At 59.6% G+C, this 16,927-nt stretch carries 14 protein-coding genes; 4 read left to right on the top strand and 10 right to left on the bottom strand.

Features of this window, described 5'->3' with window-relative positions; genetic code table 11:
* Positions 1–31 precede the first annotated feature (31 nt).
* On the bottom strand, positions 32–2,047 hold the full coding sequence (gene uvrB / locus AC4OVU_RS07210; RefSeq protein WP_045142379.1) for an excinuclease ABC subunit UvrB: 2,016 nt from the start codon (positions 2,045–2,047) through the stop codon (positions 32–34).
* 748 nt (positions 2,048–2,795) lie between these two features.
* Here uvrB and AC4OVU_RS07205 point away from each other — a divergent pair.
* Positions 2,796–3,518, top strand: coding sequence for an ABC transporter ATP-binding protein (locus tag AC4OVU_RS07205; RefSeq protein ID WP_017384938.1), 723 nt, complete (start codon positions 2,796–2,798; stop codon positions 3,516–3,518).
* On the opposite strand, the gene bioD is transcribed toward AC4OVU_RS07205, so the two are convergent.
* The 4 genes from bioD to bioB are packed head-to-tail and all read right to left on the bottom strand — an operon-like array spanning position 3,481 to position 7,108.
* Positions 3,481–4,182 carry a dethiobiotin synthase gene (gene bioD, locus AC4OVU_RS07200; RefSeq protein WP_023303329.1) on the bottom strand — a complete coding sequence of 234 codons (702 nt, stop codon included), beginning with the start codon at positions 4,180–4,182 and terminating at the stop codon, positions 3,481–3,483. The genes AC4OVU_RS07205 and bioD overlap by 38 nt on opposite strands.
* Positions 4,175–4,930: a malonyl-ACP O-methyltransferase BioC gene (gene bioC / locus AC4OVU_RS07195; RefSeq protein WP_110292731.1), complete on the bottom strand. Its 756-nt coding sequence runs from the start codon at positions 4,928–4,930 to the stop codon at positions 4,175–4,177. Before bioC ends, bioD begins: the two co-directional genes overlap by 8 nt.
* Complete coding sequence (bioF, locus tag AC4OVU_RS07190; RefSeq protein WP_032102637.1) at positions 4,914–6,071, bottom strand: 8-amino-7-oxononanoate synthase; 1,158 nt, start codon at positions 6,069–6,071, stop codon at positions 4,914–4,916. The genes bioC and bioF overlap by 17 nt, the downstream gene beginning before the upstream one ends.
* Entirely contained in the window at positions 6,068–7,108 is a 1,041-nt protein-coding gene (gene bioB / locus AC4OVU_RS07185) for a biotin synthase BioB (protein ID WP_023303328.1), read from the bottom strand. Before bioB ends, bioF begins: the two co-directional genes overlap by 4 nt.
* A gap of 68 nt (positions 7,109–7,176) precedes the next feature.
* Here bioB and bioA point away from each other — a divergent pair, with 68 nt between their 5' ends.
* Both bioA and AC4OVU_RS07175 read left to right on the top strand, forming a co-directional pair.
* Positions 7,177–8,484 (top strand): adenosylmethionine--8-amino-7-oxononanoate transaminase, encoded by a 1,308-nt coding sequence (gene bioA / locus AC4OVU_RS07180; protein WP_110292732.1) that lies wholly within the window; start codon positions 7,177–7,179, stop codon positions 8,482–8,484.
* 47 nt (positions 8,485–8,531) lie between these two features.
* A complete protein-coding gene (locus AC4OVU_RS07175) occupies positions 8,532–9,008 on the top strand; it encodes a kinase inhibitor (protein ID WP_003858531.1) in 477 nt (158 codons plus the stop codon).
* Between the two features lie 84 nt (positions 9,009–9,092).
* Here AC4OVU_RS07175 and hutH read toward each other — a convergent pair whose 3' ends face one another.
* From hutH to hutI, 5 genes are all read right to left on the bottom strand, one after another.
* Entirely contained in the window at positions 9,093–10,613 is a 1,521-nt protein-coding gene (gene hutH / locus AC4OVU_RS07170) for a histidine ammonia-lyase (RefSeq protein ID WP_015571090.1), read from the bottom strand.
* Positions 10,610–12,298, bottom strand: a complete 1,689-nt coding sequence (gene hutU / locus AC4OVU_RS07165) for a urocanate hydratase (RefSeq protein WP_039271306.1) — start codon at positions 12,296–12,298, stop codon at positions 10,610–10,612. Before hutU ends, hutH begins: the two co-directional genes overlap by 4 nt.
* Before the next feature lie 127 nt (positions 12,299–12,425).
* Entirely contained in the window at positions 12,426–13,160 is a 735-nt protein-coding gene (locus AC4OVU_RS07160) for a histidine utilization repressor (RefSeq protein WP_017694120.1), read from the bottom strand.
* A gap of 19 nt (positions 13,161–13,179) precedes the next feature.
* On the bottom strand, positions 13,180–14,118 hold the full coding sequence (gene hutG / locus AC4OVU_RS07155) for a formimidoylglutamase (RefSeq protein WP_015571092.1): 939 nt from the start codon (positions 14,116–14,118) through the stop codon (positions 13,180–13,182).
* Entirely contained in the window at positions 14,115–15,338 is a 1,224-nt protein-coding gene (gene hutI, locus AC4OVU_RS07150; RefSeq protein WP_015571093.1) for an imidazolonepropionase, read from the bottom strand. The genes hutG and hutI overlap by 4 nt, the downstream gene beginning before the upstream one ends.
* Before the next feature lie 223 nt (positions 15,339–15,561).
* Between hutI and AC4OVU_RS07145 the strand changes: the two genes are divergently transcribed.
* Positions 15,562–16,845 (top strand): putative acyl-CoA thioester hydrolase, encoded by a 1,284-nt coding sequence (locus AC4OVU_RS07145; RefSeq protein WP_491928649.1) that lies wholly within the window; start codon positions 15,562–15,564, stop codon positions 16,843–16,845.
* The last annotated feature ends 82 nt before the right edge of the window (positions 16,846–16,927 follow it).

The following is a 16,927-nucleotide window of genomic DNA, read 5'->3' as shown; positions in this document are numbered from 1 at the left end:
CCCGGTAAGCGCAGCGCCACCGGGCAAAAAACTACGATGCCGCAATAAACAGATCCCGCAGCTGATGCAGCTGATCGCGGATTTGCGCGGCCTCTTCGAACTCCAGGTTCTGCGCATGCTGCATCATCTGCCCTTCCAGCTCGTGGATCTTCTGCTGCAACGCTTTCGGCGTCAGCGCGACGGTATCCTCTTCCACCACTGAACGGGCCTTGCCGCGGCCTTTCGCTTTGGTCTTCGCAATGTTCTGACCCAGCGCCAGGATATCCACCACCTTCTTGTTCAGCCCCTGCGGCGTAATGCCGTGCTCTTCGTTATAGCGCTGCTGCTTCTCGCGACGACGTTCCGTTTCGCCAATCGCTTTGGCCATCGACGGGGTGATTTTATCCCCGTACAGGATCGCCTTCCCGTTGACGTTACGCGCGGCGCGGCCAATGGTCTGGATCAGTGAGCGCTCGGAACGCAGGAAGCCCTCTTTGTCCGCGTCCAGAATCGCCACCAGCGACACCTCAGGCATATCCAGCCCTTCTCGCAGAAGGTTAATACCGACCAGCACGTCGAACTCGCCCAGACGCAGATCGCGGATGATCTCCATACGCTCCACGGTATCGATATCCGAGTGCAGATACCGCACCTTCTCGCCGTGTTCTTCCAGATACTCCGTCAAATCTTCCGCCATACGTTTGGTGAGCGTGGTAACCAGCACGCGCTCGTTGATGACGGAGCGGGCACGTATTTCCGAGAGCAGATCGTCCACCTGCGTCGCCACCGGACGCACCTCGATAATCGGATCCAGCAGCCCGGTCGGACGCACCACCTGGTCCACCACGTCATCACCGGATTTTTCCAGCTCGTAGTTGCCCGGCGTGGCCGATACGTAGATGGTCTGCGGAGCAAGCGCCTCAAATTCTTCAAACTTCATCGGACGGTTGTCCAGCGCTGACGGCAGTCGGAACCCGTACTCCACCAGCGTCTCTTTACGCGCGCGGTCACCGCGGTACATCCCGCCGATCTGCGGGATCGTAACGTGGGATTCGTCGATCACCAGCAGGCCGTCCGCCGGAAGGTAGTCAAACAGCGTCGGCGGCGCTTCGCCCGGCCCGCGCCCGGAGAGGTAGCGCGAGTAGTTTTCGATGCCGGAGCAGTAGCCCAGCTCGTTCATCATCTCCAGATCGAACTGGGTACGCTGGCTCAGGCGCTGCTCTTCCAGCAGCTTATTGTTCGCCAGCAGCACCTTGCGGCGGTCCGCCAGCTCGGTTTTGATCTCTTCCATCGCCTGCACAATACGCTCGCGCGGCGTTACATAGTGCGTTTTCGGGTAGATGGTGAAGCGCTGGATCACCGACTCGACGTGACCGGTCAACGGATCGAACAGCGACAGGCGTTCAACCTCTTCGTCGAACAGCTCCACGCGCAGCGCCATATCGTCCGACTCCGCCGGGAAGATATCAATCACCTCGCCGCGCACGCGGAAGGTCCCGCGCTGGAACGCCTGATCGTTACGGGTGTACTGCAACTCCGCCAGACGGCGCAAAATCGCACGCTGATCGATGATCATCCCCTGCGTCAGGTGCAGCATCATCTTGAGATAGAGATCCGGATCGCCCAGGCCGTAGATCGCCGACACCGAGGCCACCACCACCACATCACGACGCTCCAGCAGCGCCTTGGTCGCCGACAAACGCATCTGCTCGATATGTTCGTTCACCGAGGCATCTTTCTCGATAAACGTGTCGGAGCTGGGAACGTAGGCTTCCGGCTGGTAGTAGTCGTAGTAGGAGACGAAATACTCCACCGCGTTTTCCGGGAAGAACTCTTTCATCTCACCATACAGCTGCGCCGCCAGCGTTTTGTTCGGCGCGAGAACCATCGTCGGACGCTGGAGATCGGCAATGACGTTGGCAATGGTGAAGGTTTTGCCCGAACCGGTAACCCCCAGCAGGGTCTGGTGCGCCAGCCCGTCCTCCAGCCCCTCTTCCAGGCGACGAATAGCCTCGGGCTGATCCCCGGAAGGACGGAAAGCAGAATTCAGTTTAAACGGTTTACTCATGGGCGACGACCTGATGACAGAATAAGCGGCAGGTGAGTAATTTTACTCGTTGTGGCCAGGATTGCCAGTAAAAAACACTGGATGAAAAACCAGTAGCGTGTCAGGATATTTAGCGTAGCGCAGAGAGGATTAGTGCGTTCGCGAGCCAAATTTCGACTGTGACAAAATAAAACACCAGCCTCAGGGGGTTATCCCCAGAACTATTACTTTTTTAACATTTGTCAAGGGCGGTTATGAAAGTTTTATGGCAACAGGTCTCGCTGGCGTTGAGGGAATTGCTTTTATCTAATTCGTTAAAAAATAAAGACTAATTTATTAAGCCGCGTTTCGCATCAATTTGGTTGTAACCCGCGTATTCTCTCGCTTATCGCGGGTTTTCTAACTCTAATGCACAAGGTTATCCACAGGAATAGTGGATAACTGCCTCCAGCCCGTACAGCATGCACTCCAGCAAATTCCCGGTTTTTCCCACGAAGCGGCAGTAAAAAATTTTTATCACTCTTTTTTGCCTGGAAAACGTTCATTTTTTCATAAGCGACTGGCGAGATCTTAATCACAATTCTGTCATTTCTCCTGCACCACAATTCGACATACGCAGCACCGGGAGTGTGCAATTCGTATAAACGTTCAGCTTTTGATAGTGAGTTATTCCTAAAAATGGCCTTTTTTTAATCATTATGAAGTTCCTGGCAGGCGTTTTGCAGACATCACTCTGTGCATCACCCCACACATTTTTAAGGAGAGAAAGATGTTGAGTCTGCGTGCTGTAAATCAGTTTTACGGAAGCCAACATACGCTATGGAACGTGAATATCGATTTCCCGCAAGGCATCTGTACGGGCATTGTTGGCCTGCCTGGCATGGGCAAATCCACGCTTATGAACTGCATTACCGGAAAGGTGCCCGTCGAGAGCGGCACCATCATCTGGCATGAGGCTGGCGCGCCGCCGCATAACTTGCTCAGCCCTGCGTCAGCATTCCCGGCGCCGCCGACGATAGGCTACGTCCCGCAGGATCGGCGAATATTTTCCCAGCTGACCGTCGATGAAAATCTGCATATCGCTATGCGGGCGACGGGGAAACCCGATCCGGCATCAAAAAGTGACGTGTATGCCCTGTTTCCGGAGCTCTATCCGCTGCGACAGAGCCGTGCCTCTGCGCTGTCCCCTGACGACCAGTATCAGCTGGCCCTCGCCAGTGCGCTGGTTAATCGTCCGCGCGTGCTGATTCTGGATGAGCCCATGCATGGCGCAGGGCACGGTTTCGCGCGCAGGCTGGGGCAGTTGCTGGTGCGGTTGAATCGGGAGCTGGGAATGACGGTGCTGTTAGCGGAGCAACAGCTGTCGTTTATCCGCCGGGTAGCGGATCGTTTCTGCATGCTCTATCGCGGACGTAACGTGGCACAGGGCCACGTTAACGAGCTGGATGACGACCTTATTGCGCACTGGATGGCGCGGGACATAAGGCGCTGAGGTCGAGATAGCGTCCGGTTTCCGCCTGCTCTGCGCCGTCGGCAAGCCACGGGATCTCGCCGAGAAACGGCGCAGGCAGCACCCGCTTCAGCGTCGCCAGATACTCAGCATGACGTTTACCCGGCGCTACCACGTCATTGGCAATCCACCCTGCCAGACGCAACCCGGCCTGCTGCACGGCCTGGGCGGTCAGCATGGCGTGATTGATACAGCCAAGCTTCACGCCAACCACCAGAATGACCGGAAGCTGCTCGGCCTGCACCCAGTCAGCAAATGTCTGCTCGTCGGACAGCGGGGTAAACCAGCCGCCAGCCCCCTCCACCAGCACCCAGTCGGCCTGCGTTTCCAGGACGCGTAACCCGGAAGAGAGCACCGAAAAATCAATCGGACGATCTTCATCGACGCTGACGATGTGCGGCGAGGTGGGTTCAGCAAAGGTATAGGGGTTCACCGCAGAATAGGCCAGCGTAAGGCTGCTGTTACGCTGTAGCGCCAGCGCATCGGTATTACGTAAGCCTTCCGGCGTCATCTCGCTGCCGGAGGCTACGGGCTTATACCCGGCCGTTGTTTTCCCCAGCAGACGCGCCGCCTGCAACAGCGCGGCGCTGGCAACCGTTTTACCGACTTCAGTGTCCGTGCCGGTAACAAAATAACGTTCAGTCACGTTCAATAATCCCATGAAAAAGATGATAAGAGAGCGGGAACCGGCCCCGCTCCTGCGGCCAGGCCAGCTCGAGACGCTGGAGTTGGCCGCGGGTAAGGGGTTTCTTCTCCCGTCCGGCGTGCAGGTGCGTCGCGCCTATGCCCTTAAGCGATCGCATGGCGCTTAACGCATCGCTAAATTCGAGGGTGACGGTCTGGACCATGCATCGATAGCGCCAGCCTGCCAGCGCCTGAGTGACCTGTTCGTGCGAGAGAAACCGGTTGGCGTGCGGCTGCGCATCCACTGCCCTCCACGCCTGATTCAGCTCTGGCAACGAACTTTCCAGCAGGGTGGTAAAGGCCACCGCTCCGCCGGGCCGCGCCACGCGGTATAGCTCGCGTAGGGCCTGCGGCAGGCTGGCGCACCACTGCACCGCCAGATGACTCCAGACAAGGTCAAACAGCGCATCCTCCAGCGGGATGGCCTCGATATCGGCCACCAGATAACGGTCTGCTGACTGCTGTTGGCGGGCCTCATCCAGCATCTGCGCGGATAAATCCAGCGCCGTGACGTGGCTACCCGTTGCGCGCCAGTAGCGGCTATTGCCGCCAGGCCCGCAGCCAGCGTCGAGCACCTGCGCAAAACGCCCCTCACCGAGCGCGGCCAGCAGCCCGCGGGCGCTCAGGCGTTGCAGCTCATCGTGCTGTGAATAGCTTTGCGCTGCCCGGCCAAACGCGGCGGCAACGGCCTGTTTATTGACAGGAGACATACAGTGCCTCCAGAAGCGTATCGATATCCTGCGGCTCGTGCGCTGCCGTGAGTGTCAGACGCAAGCGCGCGGTGCCTGGCGGCACGGTGGGTGGGCGGATCGCCGTGACCCACTGCCCGCGTTCTCGTAGCGCCTGTGCCAGCATCAGCGCCCGATGGTTTTCACCCACAATCACGGGCTGAATGGCGCTGTGCGAGTCGGTAAGCCGGTAAGGCAGTGCGCTTACCCCCCGGCGAAAACGCTGAATATGGTCGGCCAGGCGCGCCCGGCGTTCAGCGCCGTCTTCGCCGCGGATCACCGCAAGCGACGCAGAGAGCGCCACGGCCTGCGCCGGGGGCATGCTGGTGCTGTAGATCAGGTGCCGGGCGAACTGCACCAGGTAATCGGCCACCGGCTCGCTGCACAACACCGCGGCGCCGCTGACGCCGAAGCCTTTGCCGAAGGTGACCACCAGCAGTTCCGGCCTGACGCGTTGCTGGTGCGCGCTTCCGCGCCCCTCCTCGCCGGTGACGCCAATGCCGTGGGCATCGTCGACCAGCAGCCAGGCGTTCTGCTGTTTTGCGACGTCATGCAAGGTGGCAAGGGGCGCGCTGTCGCCGTCCATGCTGAATACCCCTTCCGTCACCGCCAGCTGAAGCCCTGAACAGGGTTTACCCAGCAGGACGTTCAGCTGAGAGGCATCGTTATGGGCAAAACGCCGCAGCTGCGCCGGGCTGAGACTGGCCGCTTCAAGCAGGGACGCGTGGCTCAGGCGGTCCGCGATGATGCGGTCGTCTTTGCCCATCAGGGCGGCAATCACCGCCTGATTCGCGGCAAAACCGGAGATAAACAGCAGCGCCCGCGGGTAGCCCAGCCAGTCGGCCAGCTCTTCCTCCAGCGCCTGATGCGCCGTGGTGTAGCCGCTGACGTGCCCGGAGCCACCGCTGCCCACGCCGTAACGATCCGCGCCCTGCTGCCAGGCGCGAACGATCTGCGGGTGCTGGCTCAGGCCCAGATAATCGTTGCTGGAGAAATTACAGAACCGCTCTCCTTCCCGGGAGAGAAAACGGCCTGCACCGTTTTCCACTACCCTGCGCACCCGAAACGCATCCGCCGCCCGCCGCTCGTCGAGCGCGGTCCTGATACGTGCCTGCCAGGTCATACGGCTGCCGCGTTGTAGAACTGGTCGGTGTCGGCGTTAAAAATCTGCTGCTCCAGCTGCTGCTGTTGCTCGTTATCCCCCGCCTGTACCTCGGTCTGGTGTGGGTTCAGCCCCAGCTTGCGGAACAGCTGGACATCTTTGTCCTCTTCCGGGTTTGGCGTGGTCAGCAGTTTGCAGCCGTAGAAGATGGAGTTGGCCCCGGCCATGAAGCACATCGCCTGGGTCTGCTCGCTCATCTGCTCGCGACCGGCAGAGAGGCGAACGTAAGAGGTCGGCATCATGATGCGCGCCACCGCGATGGTGCGGATGAAATCGAAGGCATCCACGTCCTCGTTATCCGCCAGCGGCGTCCCTTTTACCTTCACCAGCATGTTGATGGGCACGCTTTCCGGCGGGGTCGGCAGGTTTGCCAGCTGTAACAGCAGGCCGGCACGATCTTTTACCGTCTCGCCCAGTCCCACGATCCCGCCGGAACAGACCTTGATCCCCGCATCACGCACTTTATCCAGCGTGTCCAGACGCTCCTGATAGGTGCGCGTGGTGATGATGTTGCCGTAGAACTCCGGCGAAGTATCGAGGTTGTGGTTGTAGTAATCCAGCCCCGCCGCCGAGAGACGCTGCGCCTGCTCTTCGTTCAGCGTACCAAGGGTCATGCAGGCTTCAAGCCCCATCTCCTTCACCCCCTTCACCATCTGCTCCAGATAGGGCATGTCGCGGTCATGCGGATTTTTCCACGCCGCGCCCATGCAGAAGCGGGTCGAGCCAGCGTTTTTGGCCTTGCGCGCGGAGTCGAGCACCTGCTCGACTTCCATCAGGCGCTCGGATTCGAGACCGGTTTTATAGCGCGCGCTTTGCGGGCAATATTTGCAGTCTTCCGGGCAAGCCCCGGTTTTGATCGACAGCAGCGTGCTGACCTGAACATGACGCGGATCGAAGTGCTGGCGGTGCACCTGTTGCGCCTCAAACATCAGCTCCAGGAAAGGTTTGTTGAATAATTCAGTGACTTGCGACATCGTCCAGCGTGCGTGGTGAGCCATCGGGCTTCTCCAAAGGGTTTTGTTAATTGTCGGTTCGGTTTATACTTGTAAACCTAAAACTTTTCAAAATGGTTTACAAGTCGATTATGACCCAGGACGATCTCGCCTTCGACAAGCAGCATATCTGGCACCCTTACACCTCCACGACCCGCCCCCTTCCCGTCTATCCGGTAGCCTCGGCCCACGGCTGCGAGCTGCATCTTGCCAGCGGCGAGCGGCTTGTTGACGGGATGTCCTCCTGGTGGGCGGCGATCCATGGCTACAACCACCCGCGACTGAACGCGGCGATGAAAGCGCAGATTGACCAGATGTCACACGTGATGTTTGGCGGGATCACGCATCAGCCCGCGGTGGATTTATGCCGTCGCCTGGTAGCGATGACGCCTGAATCGCTGGAGTGCGTTTTCCTGGCCGACTCCGGCTCGGTGGCCGTGGAAGTGGCGATGAAAATGGCGTTGCAGTACTGGCATGCGAAGGGCGAAACGCGCCAGCGGTTCCTTACCTTCCGCAACGGCTATCACGGCGACACTTTCGGCGCGATGTCGGTATGTGATCCGGACAATTCCATGCACAGCCTGTGGAAAGGCTATCTGCCGGAAAACCTGTTTGCGCCAGCCCCGCAGAGCCGTTTCGACGGCGAATGGGACGAGATGGACATGGTGGGCTTCGCGCGGCTGATGGCGGCCCATCGCCACGAGATTGCCGCCGTTATTCTCGAACCGATTGTGCAGGGCGCGGGCGGAATGCGGATGTACCATCCCGAGTGGCTGAAGCGCATTCGAAAGATGTGCGACCGCGAAGGGATCCTGCTGATTGCCGATGAGATCGCCACCGGCTTTGGCCGCACCGGGAAGCTGTTCGCCTGCGAGCATGCGGGGATCGCGCCGGATATTCTGTGCCTGGGGAAAGCGCTCACCGGCGGCACCATGACGCTCTCCGCCACGCTTACCACCCGCCAGGTTGCCGATACCATCAGCGACGGCGACGCGGGCTGCTTTATGCACGGCCCGACATTTATGGGCAACCCGCTGGCCTGCGCCGTGGCAAGCGAAAGCCTCGCCATTCTGGAAAGCGGCGCATGGCAGACGCAGGTGGCGGCGATTGAGGCGCAGCTGAAGCAGCAGTTAAGCGCGGCGGCGGAGGCGGAATACGTCGCGGACGTCCGCGTACTGGGCGCCATCGGGGTAATCGAGACAACGCATCCGGTGAACATGGCCGCGTTGCAGCGCTTCTTCGTTGACCAGGGCGTGTGGGTGCGACCTTTCGGTAAGCTGATTTACCTCATGCCGCCGTACAGCATTTCTGCGGATCAGCTCCGCAAGCTGACCCGGGCAGTGGTTGAAGCCGTTAACACTTCAGCGCATTTCGCGATTTAACCCCATGCGTTACACTTTCTGAATGAGTGAGTAACGAGGGAAATCGGATGAAAATCATCAGTAAAGATTTGCGCGACGGCGAAAAGCTGCCGGAACGTCACGTGTTTAACGGGATGGGTTATCAGGGGGATAATATCTCTCCCCATCTGGCGTGGGACGATGTGCCAGCGGGAACCAAAAGTTTTGTCGTGACCTGCTACGATCCGGATGCGCCAACCGGGTCGGGCTGGTGGCACTGGATCGTGGCAAACCTGCCCGCCGACACGCGCGTGCTGCCGCAGGGCTCCGGTTCCGATCTGGTTGCTCTGCCTGACGGTGCGATTCAGACGCGCACTGACTTTGGCAAAGCGGGCTACGGCGGCGCGGCGCCGCCAAAAGGGGAAACGCACCGCTATATCTTCACCGTGCACGCGCTGGATGTGGACAAGATTGAGGTCGACGAAGGGGCGAGCGGCGCGATGGTAGGCTTTAACGTGCATTTCCATTCGCTGGGTAGCGCGTCGATTACAGCGATGTATTCGTAAAAAAAGCCGGGTGGCGGCTACGCCTTACCCGGCCTACATTTCGCACTCGTAGGCCCGGTAAGCGCAGCGCCACCGGGCATAAAATCACAGCACCGAAGGTAACAGCCCCACCAGCCGTCCTTCCTCCAGAAGCTGCATCGCCTTATCAATATCCGGCGCAAAGAAGCGGTCGTCATCGTAGTGCGTAACGTGCTCGCGCAGTTCCTGGCGCGCCTGCTCCAGCAGCGGGCTGGATTTTAGCCCTTCGCGCAAATCAATACCCTGACACGCCGCCAGCCACTCCACCGCCAGCACGCCGCGGGTGTTAGAGGCCATCTCCCAGAGACGACGCCCGGCAGCCGGGGCCATCGAAACGTGATCTTCCTGGTTGGCTGAGGTTGGCAGGCTGTCCACGCTGTGCGGATGCGACAGGGCTTTGTTCTCGCTTGCCAGTGCCGCGGCGGTGACCTGGGCGATCATAAAGCCCGAGTTGACCCCGCCGTTACGCACCAGGAATGGCGGCAGCTGGGACATGTGCTTATCCATCATCAGCGCGATTCGACGCTCAGACAACGCCCCGATTTCGGCAATCGCCAGGGCGATATTATCTGCGGCCATCGCCACCGGCTCGGCGTGGAAGTTACCGCCAGAAACCACCTCGTTTTCCTGAGCAAATACCAGTGGGTTATCGGACACCGCATTGGCCTCCACCAGCAGCACTTCTGCCGCCTGGCGCAGCTGCGTCAGGCATGCGCCCATCACCTGCGGCTGGCAGCGCAGGGAATACGGATCCTGCACCTTCTCACAGTTGTGATGCGAATCGGCAATGTCGCTGGTATCGGTAAGTACGTGGCGGTACATGGCAGCGGCATCAATCTGCCCGCGCTGGCCGCGCACCTCGTGGATGCGGGCATCGAACGGACGACGCGAGCCGAGCACCGCCTCAGTGGTCAGTGCACCGCACACCACCGCCGAGGCGAACAGATCTTCCGCTTCAAACAGACCGCGCAGCGCGAAAGCGGTCGACGCCTGCGTGCCGTTGAGCAGCGCCAGCCCCTCTTTTGCCGCGAGGGTGATCGGCGTTAAGCCAGCTTTTTTCAGCGCCTCTTTCGCAGGCAGCCACTCCCCTTGCCAGCGCGCCTGGCCTTCACCCAGCAGGAGCAGCGACATATGCGCCAGCGGCGCCAGATCGCCGGAGGCGCCGACGGAGCCCTTCGCCGGGATCCACGGATAAACTTCCGCATTGACCAGCGCCATCAGCGCCTGGATCACGCTCAGACGAATGCCGGAAAACCCACGCGCCAGGCTGTTGATTTTCAACACCATCATCAGGCGGACGATCTCATCGTCCAGCGGCTGGCCAACCCCCGCCGCGTGCGACAGCACCAGCGAACGCTGTAAATTCTCCAGATCGTGCGTGGCGATGCGGGTCTGCGCCAGCAGGCCAAACCCGGTATTGATGCCGTAGGCGGTGCGCCCCTCCGCCACAATCGCCTCCACGCAGGCCACGCTGTCGTTAATGGCACGGTGGGCGCTTTCATCAAGGGAGAGTGTCACCGGCTGACGCCAGACGTGACGCAGCTGTTTGAGCGTCAGCGAGCCGGGAGTAAGTGTTAACGCGTTCATGCAGGCTTTCCTTGTGTGGCGGGGATCATCGGCAGGTTCAGGCCCTGCTCTTTGGCACAATCAATGGCAATCTCGTAACCCGCATCCGCGTGACGCATCACGCCGGTTGCCGGGTCGTTGTGCAGCACGCGAGCGATACGCGCGGCCGCTTCATCAGTTCCGTCACAGACGATGACCATCCCGGAGTGCTGGGAGAAGCCCATCCCGACGCCGCCGCCGTGGTGCAGCGACACCCAGGTCGCGCCGCTGGCGGTGTTCAGCAGGGCATTCAGCAGCGGCCAGTCGGAGACCGCATCGGAACCGTCGCGCATGGCTTCGGTTTCTCGATTCGGACTGGCGACAGAGCCGGAGTCCAGGTGGTCGCGGCCAATGACGATCGGCGCGGAGACTTCGCCGCTGCGCACCATTTCGTTAAAGGCGAGGCCGAGTTTTTGCCGCCACTCCAGCCCGACCCAGCAGATACGCGCCGGCAGGCCCTGGAAGTTAATGCGCTCGCGCGCCATATCCAGCCAGCGGTGCAGGTGTTCGTCGTCGGCGACAATCTCTTTCACTCTGGCGTCAGTTTTGTAGATATCCTCCGGGTCGCCGGACAGGGCAACCCAGCGGAACGGCCCAATGCCGCGGCAGAACAGAGGACGAATATAGGCGGGCACGAAGCCGGGGAAGTCAAAGGCGTTATTCACCCCCATCTCTTTCGCCATCTGGCGGATGTTATTCCCGTAATCAAAGGTCGGAATACCCATCTTACTGAAGGCCAGCATCGCGGAGACGTGTTCCGCCATGGCGCGTTTAGCCGCCAGTACCGTGCCCTCAGGATCGGTTTCCGCTTTTTGCTGGTAGTCTTCCCACGTCCAGCTTTTTGGCAGATAGCCGTGGAGCGGATCGTGAGCGCTGGTCTGGTCGGTGACCAGATCCGGACGCACGCCGCGCGCCACCAGTTCCGGCAGAATATCCGCCGCGTTGCCGCACAGGGCAACCGACACGGCTTTGCCTTCAGCGGTGTACTTTTTGATGCGCGCCAGCGCGTCATCGAGGTTGTCGGCCTGTTCATCAACATAGCGGGTACGCAGACGGAAATCGATGCGGCTCTGCTGGCACTCAATGTTCAGGGAGCACGCGCCCGCCAGCGTCGCGGCCAGCGGCTGCGCGCCGCCCATGCCGCCCAGTCCGGCGGTGAGCACCCAGCGGCCTTTCAGTGATCCGTTATAGTGCTGACGGCCCGCTTCCACGAAGGTTTCATACGTGCCCTGCACAATCCCCTGGCTGCCGATGTAGATCCAGCTACCCGCGGTCATCTGGCCGTACATGGCCAGCCCTTTTGCGTCCAGCTCGTTGAAGTGTTCCCACGTCGCCCAGTGCGGCACCAGGTTGGAGTTGGCAATCAGCACGCGGGGCGCATTTTTATGGGTTTTGAATACGCCAACCGGTTTGCCGGATTGCACCAGCAGCGTTTCGTCGTTTTCGAGATTCGTCAAAGACTCAACAATCGCGTCATAGCACGCCCAGTTGCGCGCGGCGCGGCCAATGCCGCCGTAGACCACCAGCTCGTGGGGATTTTCTGCTACCTCAGGATCAAGGTTGTTCATCAACATGCGCAGCGGTGCTTCGGTGAGCCAGCTTTTTGCGGTGAGCGTGGTGCCGCGCGCGGCGCGGACATCCTGCTTGCGGTATTTATCTGACGACATTGTGTGTTCCTCATAAGGGACAGGGGATGCATTTAGATATACTTGTATAGACAAGCACACACAAGGTCGGATTTAACAAAAAAGATACAATTTTGCTATATTGCGTTAGCGATCACGCTTATAAAACTTATGACATAAAGTGGCCCTGCAACCGGTAGCGATTCCCCGGGAATAGCAGCTTCGCATGCGACACAATTTGCGAGGACGACCAGGTACGACGGCGGATCAGCAGACAGGGATCGTGCTCTTTAATACGCAACAGCACGCACTCCTGCGGCGTGGCGCGCACGGCTTCCACGATATGCTCCCCTTCCGTCAGCGGGGCGACGAGCGAGAGATACGCATGCGGTGTGGTTTGGGTGTAATCCTGGCTCAGGTAATCCGGTATCCGCTCCGCGTTGACGCAGCGATCTTCAATCTGGACCGGAATGTCGTTCTCATAATGCACCATCACCGAATGGAAAATCCGGGTGCCCTCGGTAACGTTCAGCTCGATGGCCTGTTCGGCGCTGGCCTGCGTCTCTTCAAGCACCAGCACCTCGCAGTGGTGCTGATGGTTGCGGGCGGCAATTTCATCGGCAATGCTGCGGATTTCAAACAGCGCCGACTGTCCTTTTGGCTCGGCGACAAAGGTTCCGACACCCTGCAAACGCACCAGCAACCCTTCATCGGTCAGTTCACGCAGTGCGCGGTTGATGGTCATTCGGCTAAAGCCAAACTGCGCCACCAGCTCGGCCTCGGACGGAATGCGGTCGTGCGGGCGCCAGACGCCGGCGGCGATTTTTTCGCTGATCGCCTGCTTCACCTTTTCGTAAAAAGGCGCGGGAGGGCTCGGCTGCGGCAGGGGCGAGCGTGAAAACATCATGACTCCTTGAATGTTGTTATGCCCACCAGTGAGCAATTTGCCAGGCCAGTCGGGCGGCGAGCTTAGCGCCCTGTCCGTCCCGATCGTAGTGCGGATTAAATTCCACCAGATCCGCCGCCTGTAGTTTACCGCTTCGGCAGATACGCTCAATCACCGGGAACAGATCCAGCGCCGGGATCCCCAACGCCGCAGGGGCGGACACGGCGGGCATTTCTGCGGCAGGCAACACATCAAGGTCAACGGTGAGATAAACCCGGTCTGCCTGCGCAAGCACGCTATCCAGCGCGGATAGCGCATCCCGGCGAAAATCGAGATCTTCAACCAGCGTCACGTTCAACCGCTCAGCTTCCTCCCACAGCGCCTGAGTATTCGCCGCACGGCTTACCCCCAGGCAGGCGTAGTGAAACACCCGCGACTGAGACGCGCAGTAGTGCGCCAGCTGGCGGAACGGCGTGCCGGACGTTGCCCGTTCGGCCTTGCGTAAATCGAGGTGCGCATCCAGGTTGATCACCGCAAGGCGATCGTTCGGAAAGGCGTCCAGCACGCCGCGCCCGTGCGCCCAGGCGGTTTCATGTCCACCGCCGAAAACCAGAGTACGCATCCCGGATTGCTGGCACGCGGTTATGGCCTCGCTCAGCGCCTGCTGTGCCGCCTCCAGCGCGTGGCCTTCAACATAAATAGCGCCCATATCCACGAGGCGCGCATGCCCCTGATGGCTCGCCATATTCGCCAGCGCGCCACGCAACACATCGGGCGCCTGTGCAGCACCGGGCCTGCCCTGGTTACGCTTAACCCCTTCATCACATTCAAAGCCCAGCAGGGCGATGCCTGACGGCGCGGGAGAAAAGTGTTCGCGCTGCTGTATGGTCTGGAAGAGACGTTTCGCGGTGCTGGACTCGGCGCTGTCGTCACGACCCTGCCAGACCTGCGGTGAGACGGGATGCCACAGTTTCATGCTACCTGCCCCCGAAACACGCGTTGATACATAGGATTCCGCCCCGGCTCGTAAACCATCTCAACCGGATGATTCGCCTCCCAGACGACGAAATCAGCCACATAACCGGGCTTTAACTGCCCGTGCGTCGCACCACGTCCTAGCGCCTGCGCCGCATGCCGCGTCACGCCAGCCCAGGCCTCTTCCGGCGTGAGGCCAAACTGGACGCAGGCCATGTTCATTGCCAGATGCAGGCTGGCAAACGGGCTGGTGCCCGGATTGTAGTCGGTAGCCACCGCCATCGGCACGCCCTGCTCTCTCAGCTGCGCCACCGGTGGACGCTGGCGCTCCTGAAGAAAATAGAACGCGCCGGGGAGCAATACCGCCACCGTGCCGCTTTGCGCCATCGCCTGAATACCTGCATCATCGAGATACTCAATATGATCGGCCGACAGCCCTTTATACTGGCTGACCAGCGCCGCGCCGCCGAGATTCGACAGTTGTTCTACATGCCCTTTTACCGGGATCCCGAGCGCGGCGGCGGCCCGGAACAGGCGCTCGGTTTGCGCCGGGGTAAAGCCGACGTTTTCACAAAACACGTCCACCGCTTCAAATAACTCTTTTTGCCACAGCGTGGGCATGATCTGCTCACAGACCAGCGCCAGATAGGCATCCGGATCCTGTCGGTACTCGGCAGGAACGGCGTGCGCGGCCAGCAGCGTCGGGCTGATATCGACCAGATTATTCAGGCTGAGCTGGCGGGCAACCAGCAGCATTTTCTCTTCGGCTTCGGCATTCAGTCCGTATCCCGATTTGATTTCAACGGTCGTTACGCCTTCATTCATCAGCCGCTGGAGTCGCTGCTGCGCCACCGTCAGGAGCGTTTCCGGCGAACTGTTGCGGGTGGCCGTGACCGTGGCGTTAATTCCGCCGCCCTGCGCGCTAATGGTCTGATATGACACGCCGTTAAGCCGTTGCTCCCATTCCGCTGCGCGATCGCCGCCGAACACCAGATGGGTGTGGCAATCGATCAGGCCGGGGGTAACCAGACGCCCGTCGAGATCGACACACTGACGATGCCCGGAGGGGATCTCGGATTCAGGAATAATGGCCAGAATCGTCTGGCCGCGCACAACGAGGGCATGTTGTTCTCTCAGGCCGTAGGGCTCCGCCTCCCCTGTCGCCAGGGTTGCCAGTCGCGCATTTCGCCATATCACATCATCGGGATGAAGCTGCTGCATGTGCCTTCCACTTGTCATGGGTTGTATAGACATTTATTTTCATCTGCCGCCTGCTGTCAACCGCATTGGGGGAAAATGTTATTTATTTGTGATGACTTTCCCGTCGCCTGCGGGCAAAAATGCAACTTTTCCGGTTTTTATCTTCCCGTTTCGCTCAACTTAGTATAAAAAAGCAGGCTATTTCGTCTATCCAGATAAGACTTGCATACCCAGGAGCATTACCTTGAATATTTCCAGGATTTCCCGTCTGGCGTTGGCACTCGCCTTTGGCGTGACTTTATCCGCTTGCAGTTCAACACCACCGGATCAGCAACCTTCTGAGCAGGTTGCTCCGGGCACCGCTTCCCGTCCGATCCTGTCAGCGGCTGAAGCGAAGAACTTCACCCGTGCGCACTATTTCTCGGCGATGGATCCCAATGCAGCCCCGTGGACGCCTTCTTCTATTAACCTGCCGAAACAGCCAGACTTCGTTGTCGGCCCGGCCGGGGCAGAGGGCGTTACACACACCTCTATTCAGGCAGCCGTTGATGCCGCAATTACCAAACACAGCGCATCTCGTCAGTACATTGCCATCCTGCCGGGTGAATACGAAGGAACCGTTTATGTTCCGGCGGCACCGGGAAGCATTACGCTTTACGGCCTGGGCGAAAAAGCGGTCGACGTAAAAATTGGCCTGGCGATTGATTCAGAGATCGACAGCACCACCTGGCGCCATCTGGTGAACCCGGCCGGTAAATACATGCCAGGTAAACCGGCGTGGTATATGTTTGATAACTGCCAGCGCAAGCGTGCCGCCACCATTGGCGTGATGTGTTCAGCGGTATTCTGGTCACAGAACAATGGCCTGCAATTGCAGAACCTGATCATTCAGAACACCCTGGGCGACAGCGTTGACGCAGGTAATCATCAGGCCGTGGCGCTGCGTAGCGATGGCGACAAGGTACAGATTAACAACGTCAATATCCTGGGCCGCCAGAACACCTTCTTCGTGACCAACAGCGGCGTGCAGAATACCCTTCAGAACAACCGTCTGACGCGTACTCTGGTCACCAACAGCTACATTGAAGGCGACGTGGATATGGTCTCTGGCCGCGGCGCGGTGGTATTTGATAACACCGACTTCCGCGTGGTGAATTCACGTACGCAGCAGGAAGGTTACGTCTTTGCCCCGGCCACGCAGTCTAACCTGTTCTATGGCTTCCTGGCCGTGAATAGCCGCTTTACTGCTGCTGGCGATGGCGTGGCGCAGCTTGGTCGCTCGCTGGACGTGGACTCCGCCACTAACGGCCAGGTCGTGATCCGCGACAGCGTGATTAACGAAGGCTTTAACATGGCAAAACCGTGGGCGGATGCGGCGATCTCGAAACGTCCTTTCTCCGGCAACACCGGCACGGTGGATGATAAAGACAACGTGCAGCGTAACCTGAACGACGCTAACTTTAACCGCATGTGGGAATACAACAACCGCGGTCTGGGTAGCAAAGTGGTTGCTGAGCCGAAGCAGTAAAATGCCTGCTGCCGGGTGGCGGCTGCGCCTTACCCGGCCTACCTCATGCATTAACCGCGCATAAAAAAAACCTCGCATTTGC

It is taken from the genome of Enterobacter sp. 6722112 (assembly GCF_058661685.1).
This window is presented reverse-complemented; position numbering and strand designations above follow the sequence as displayed.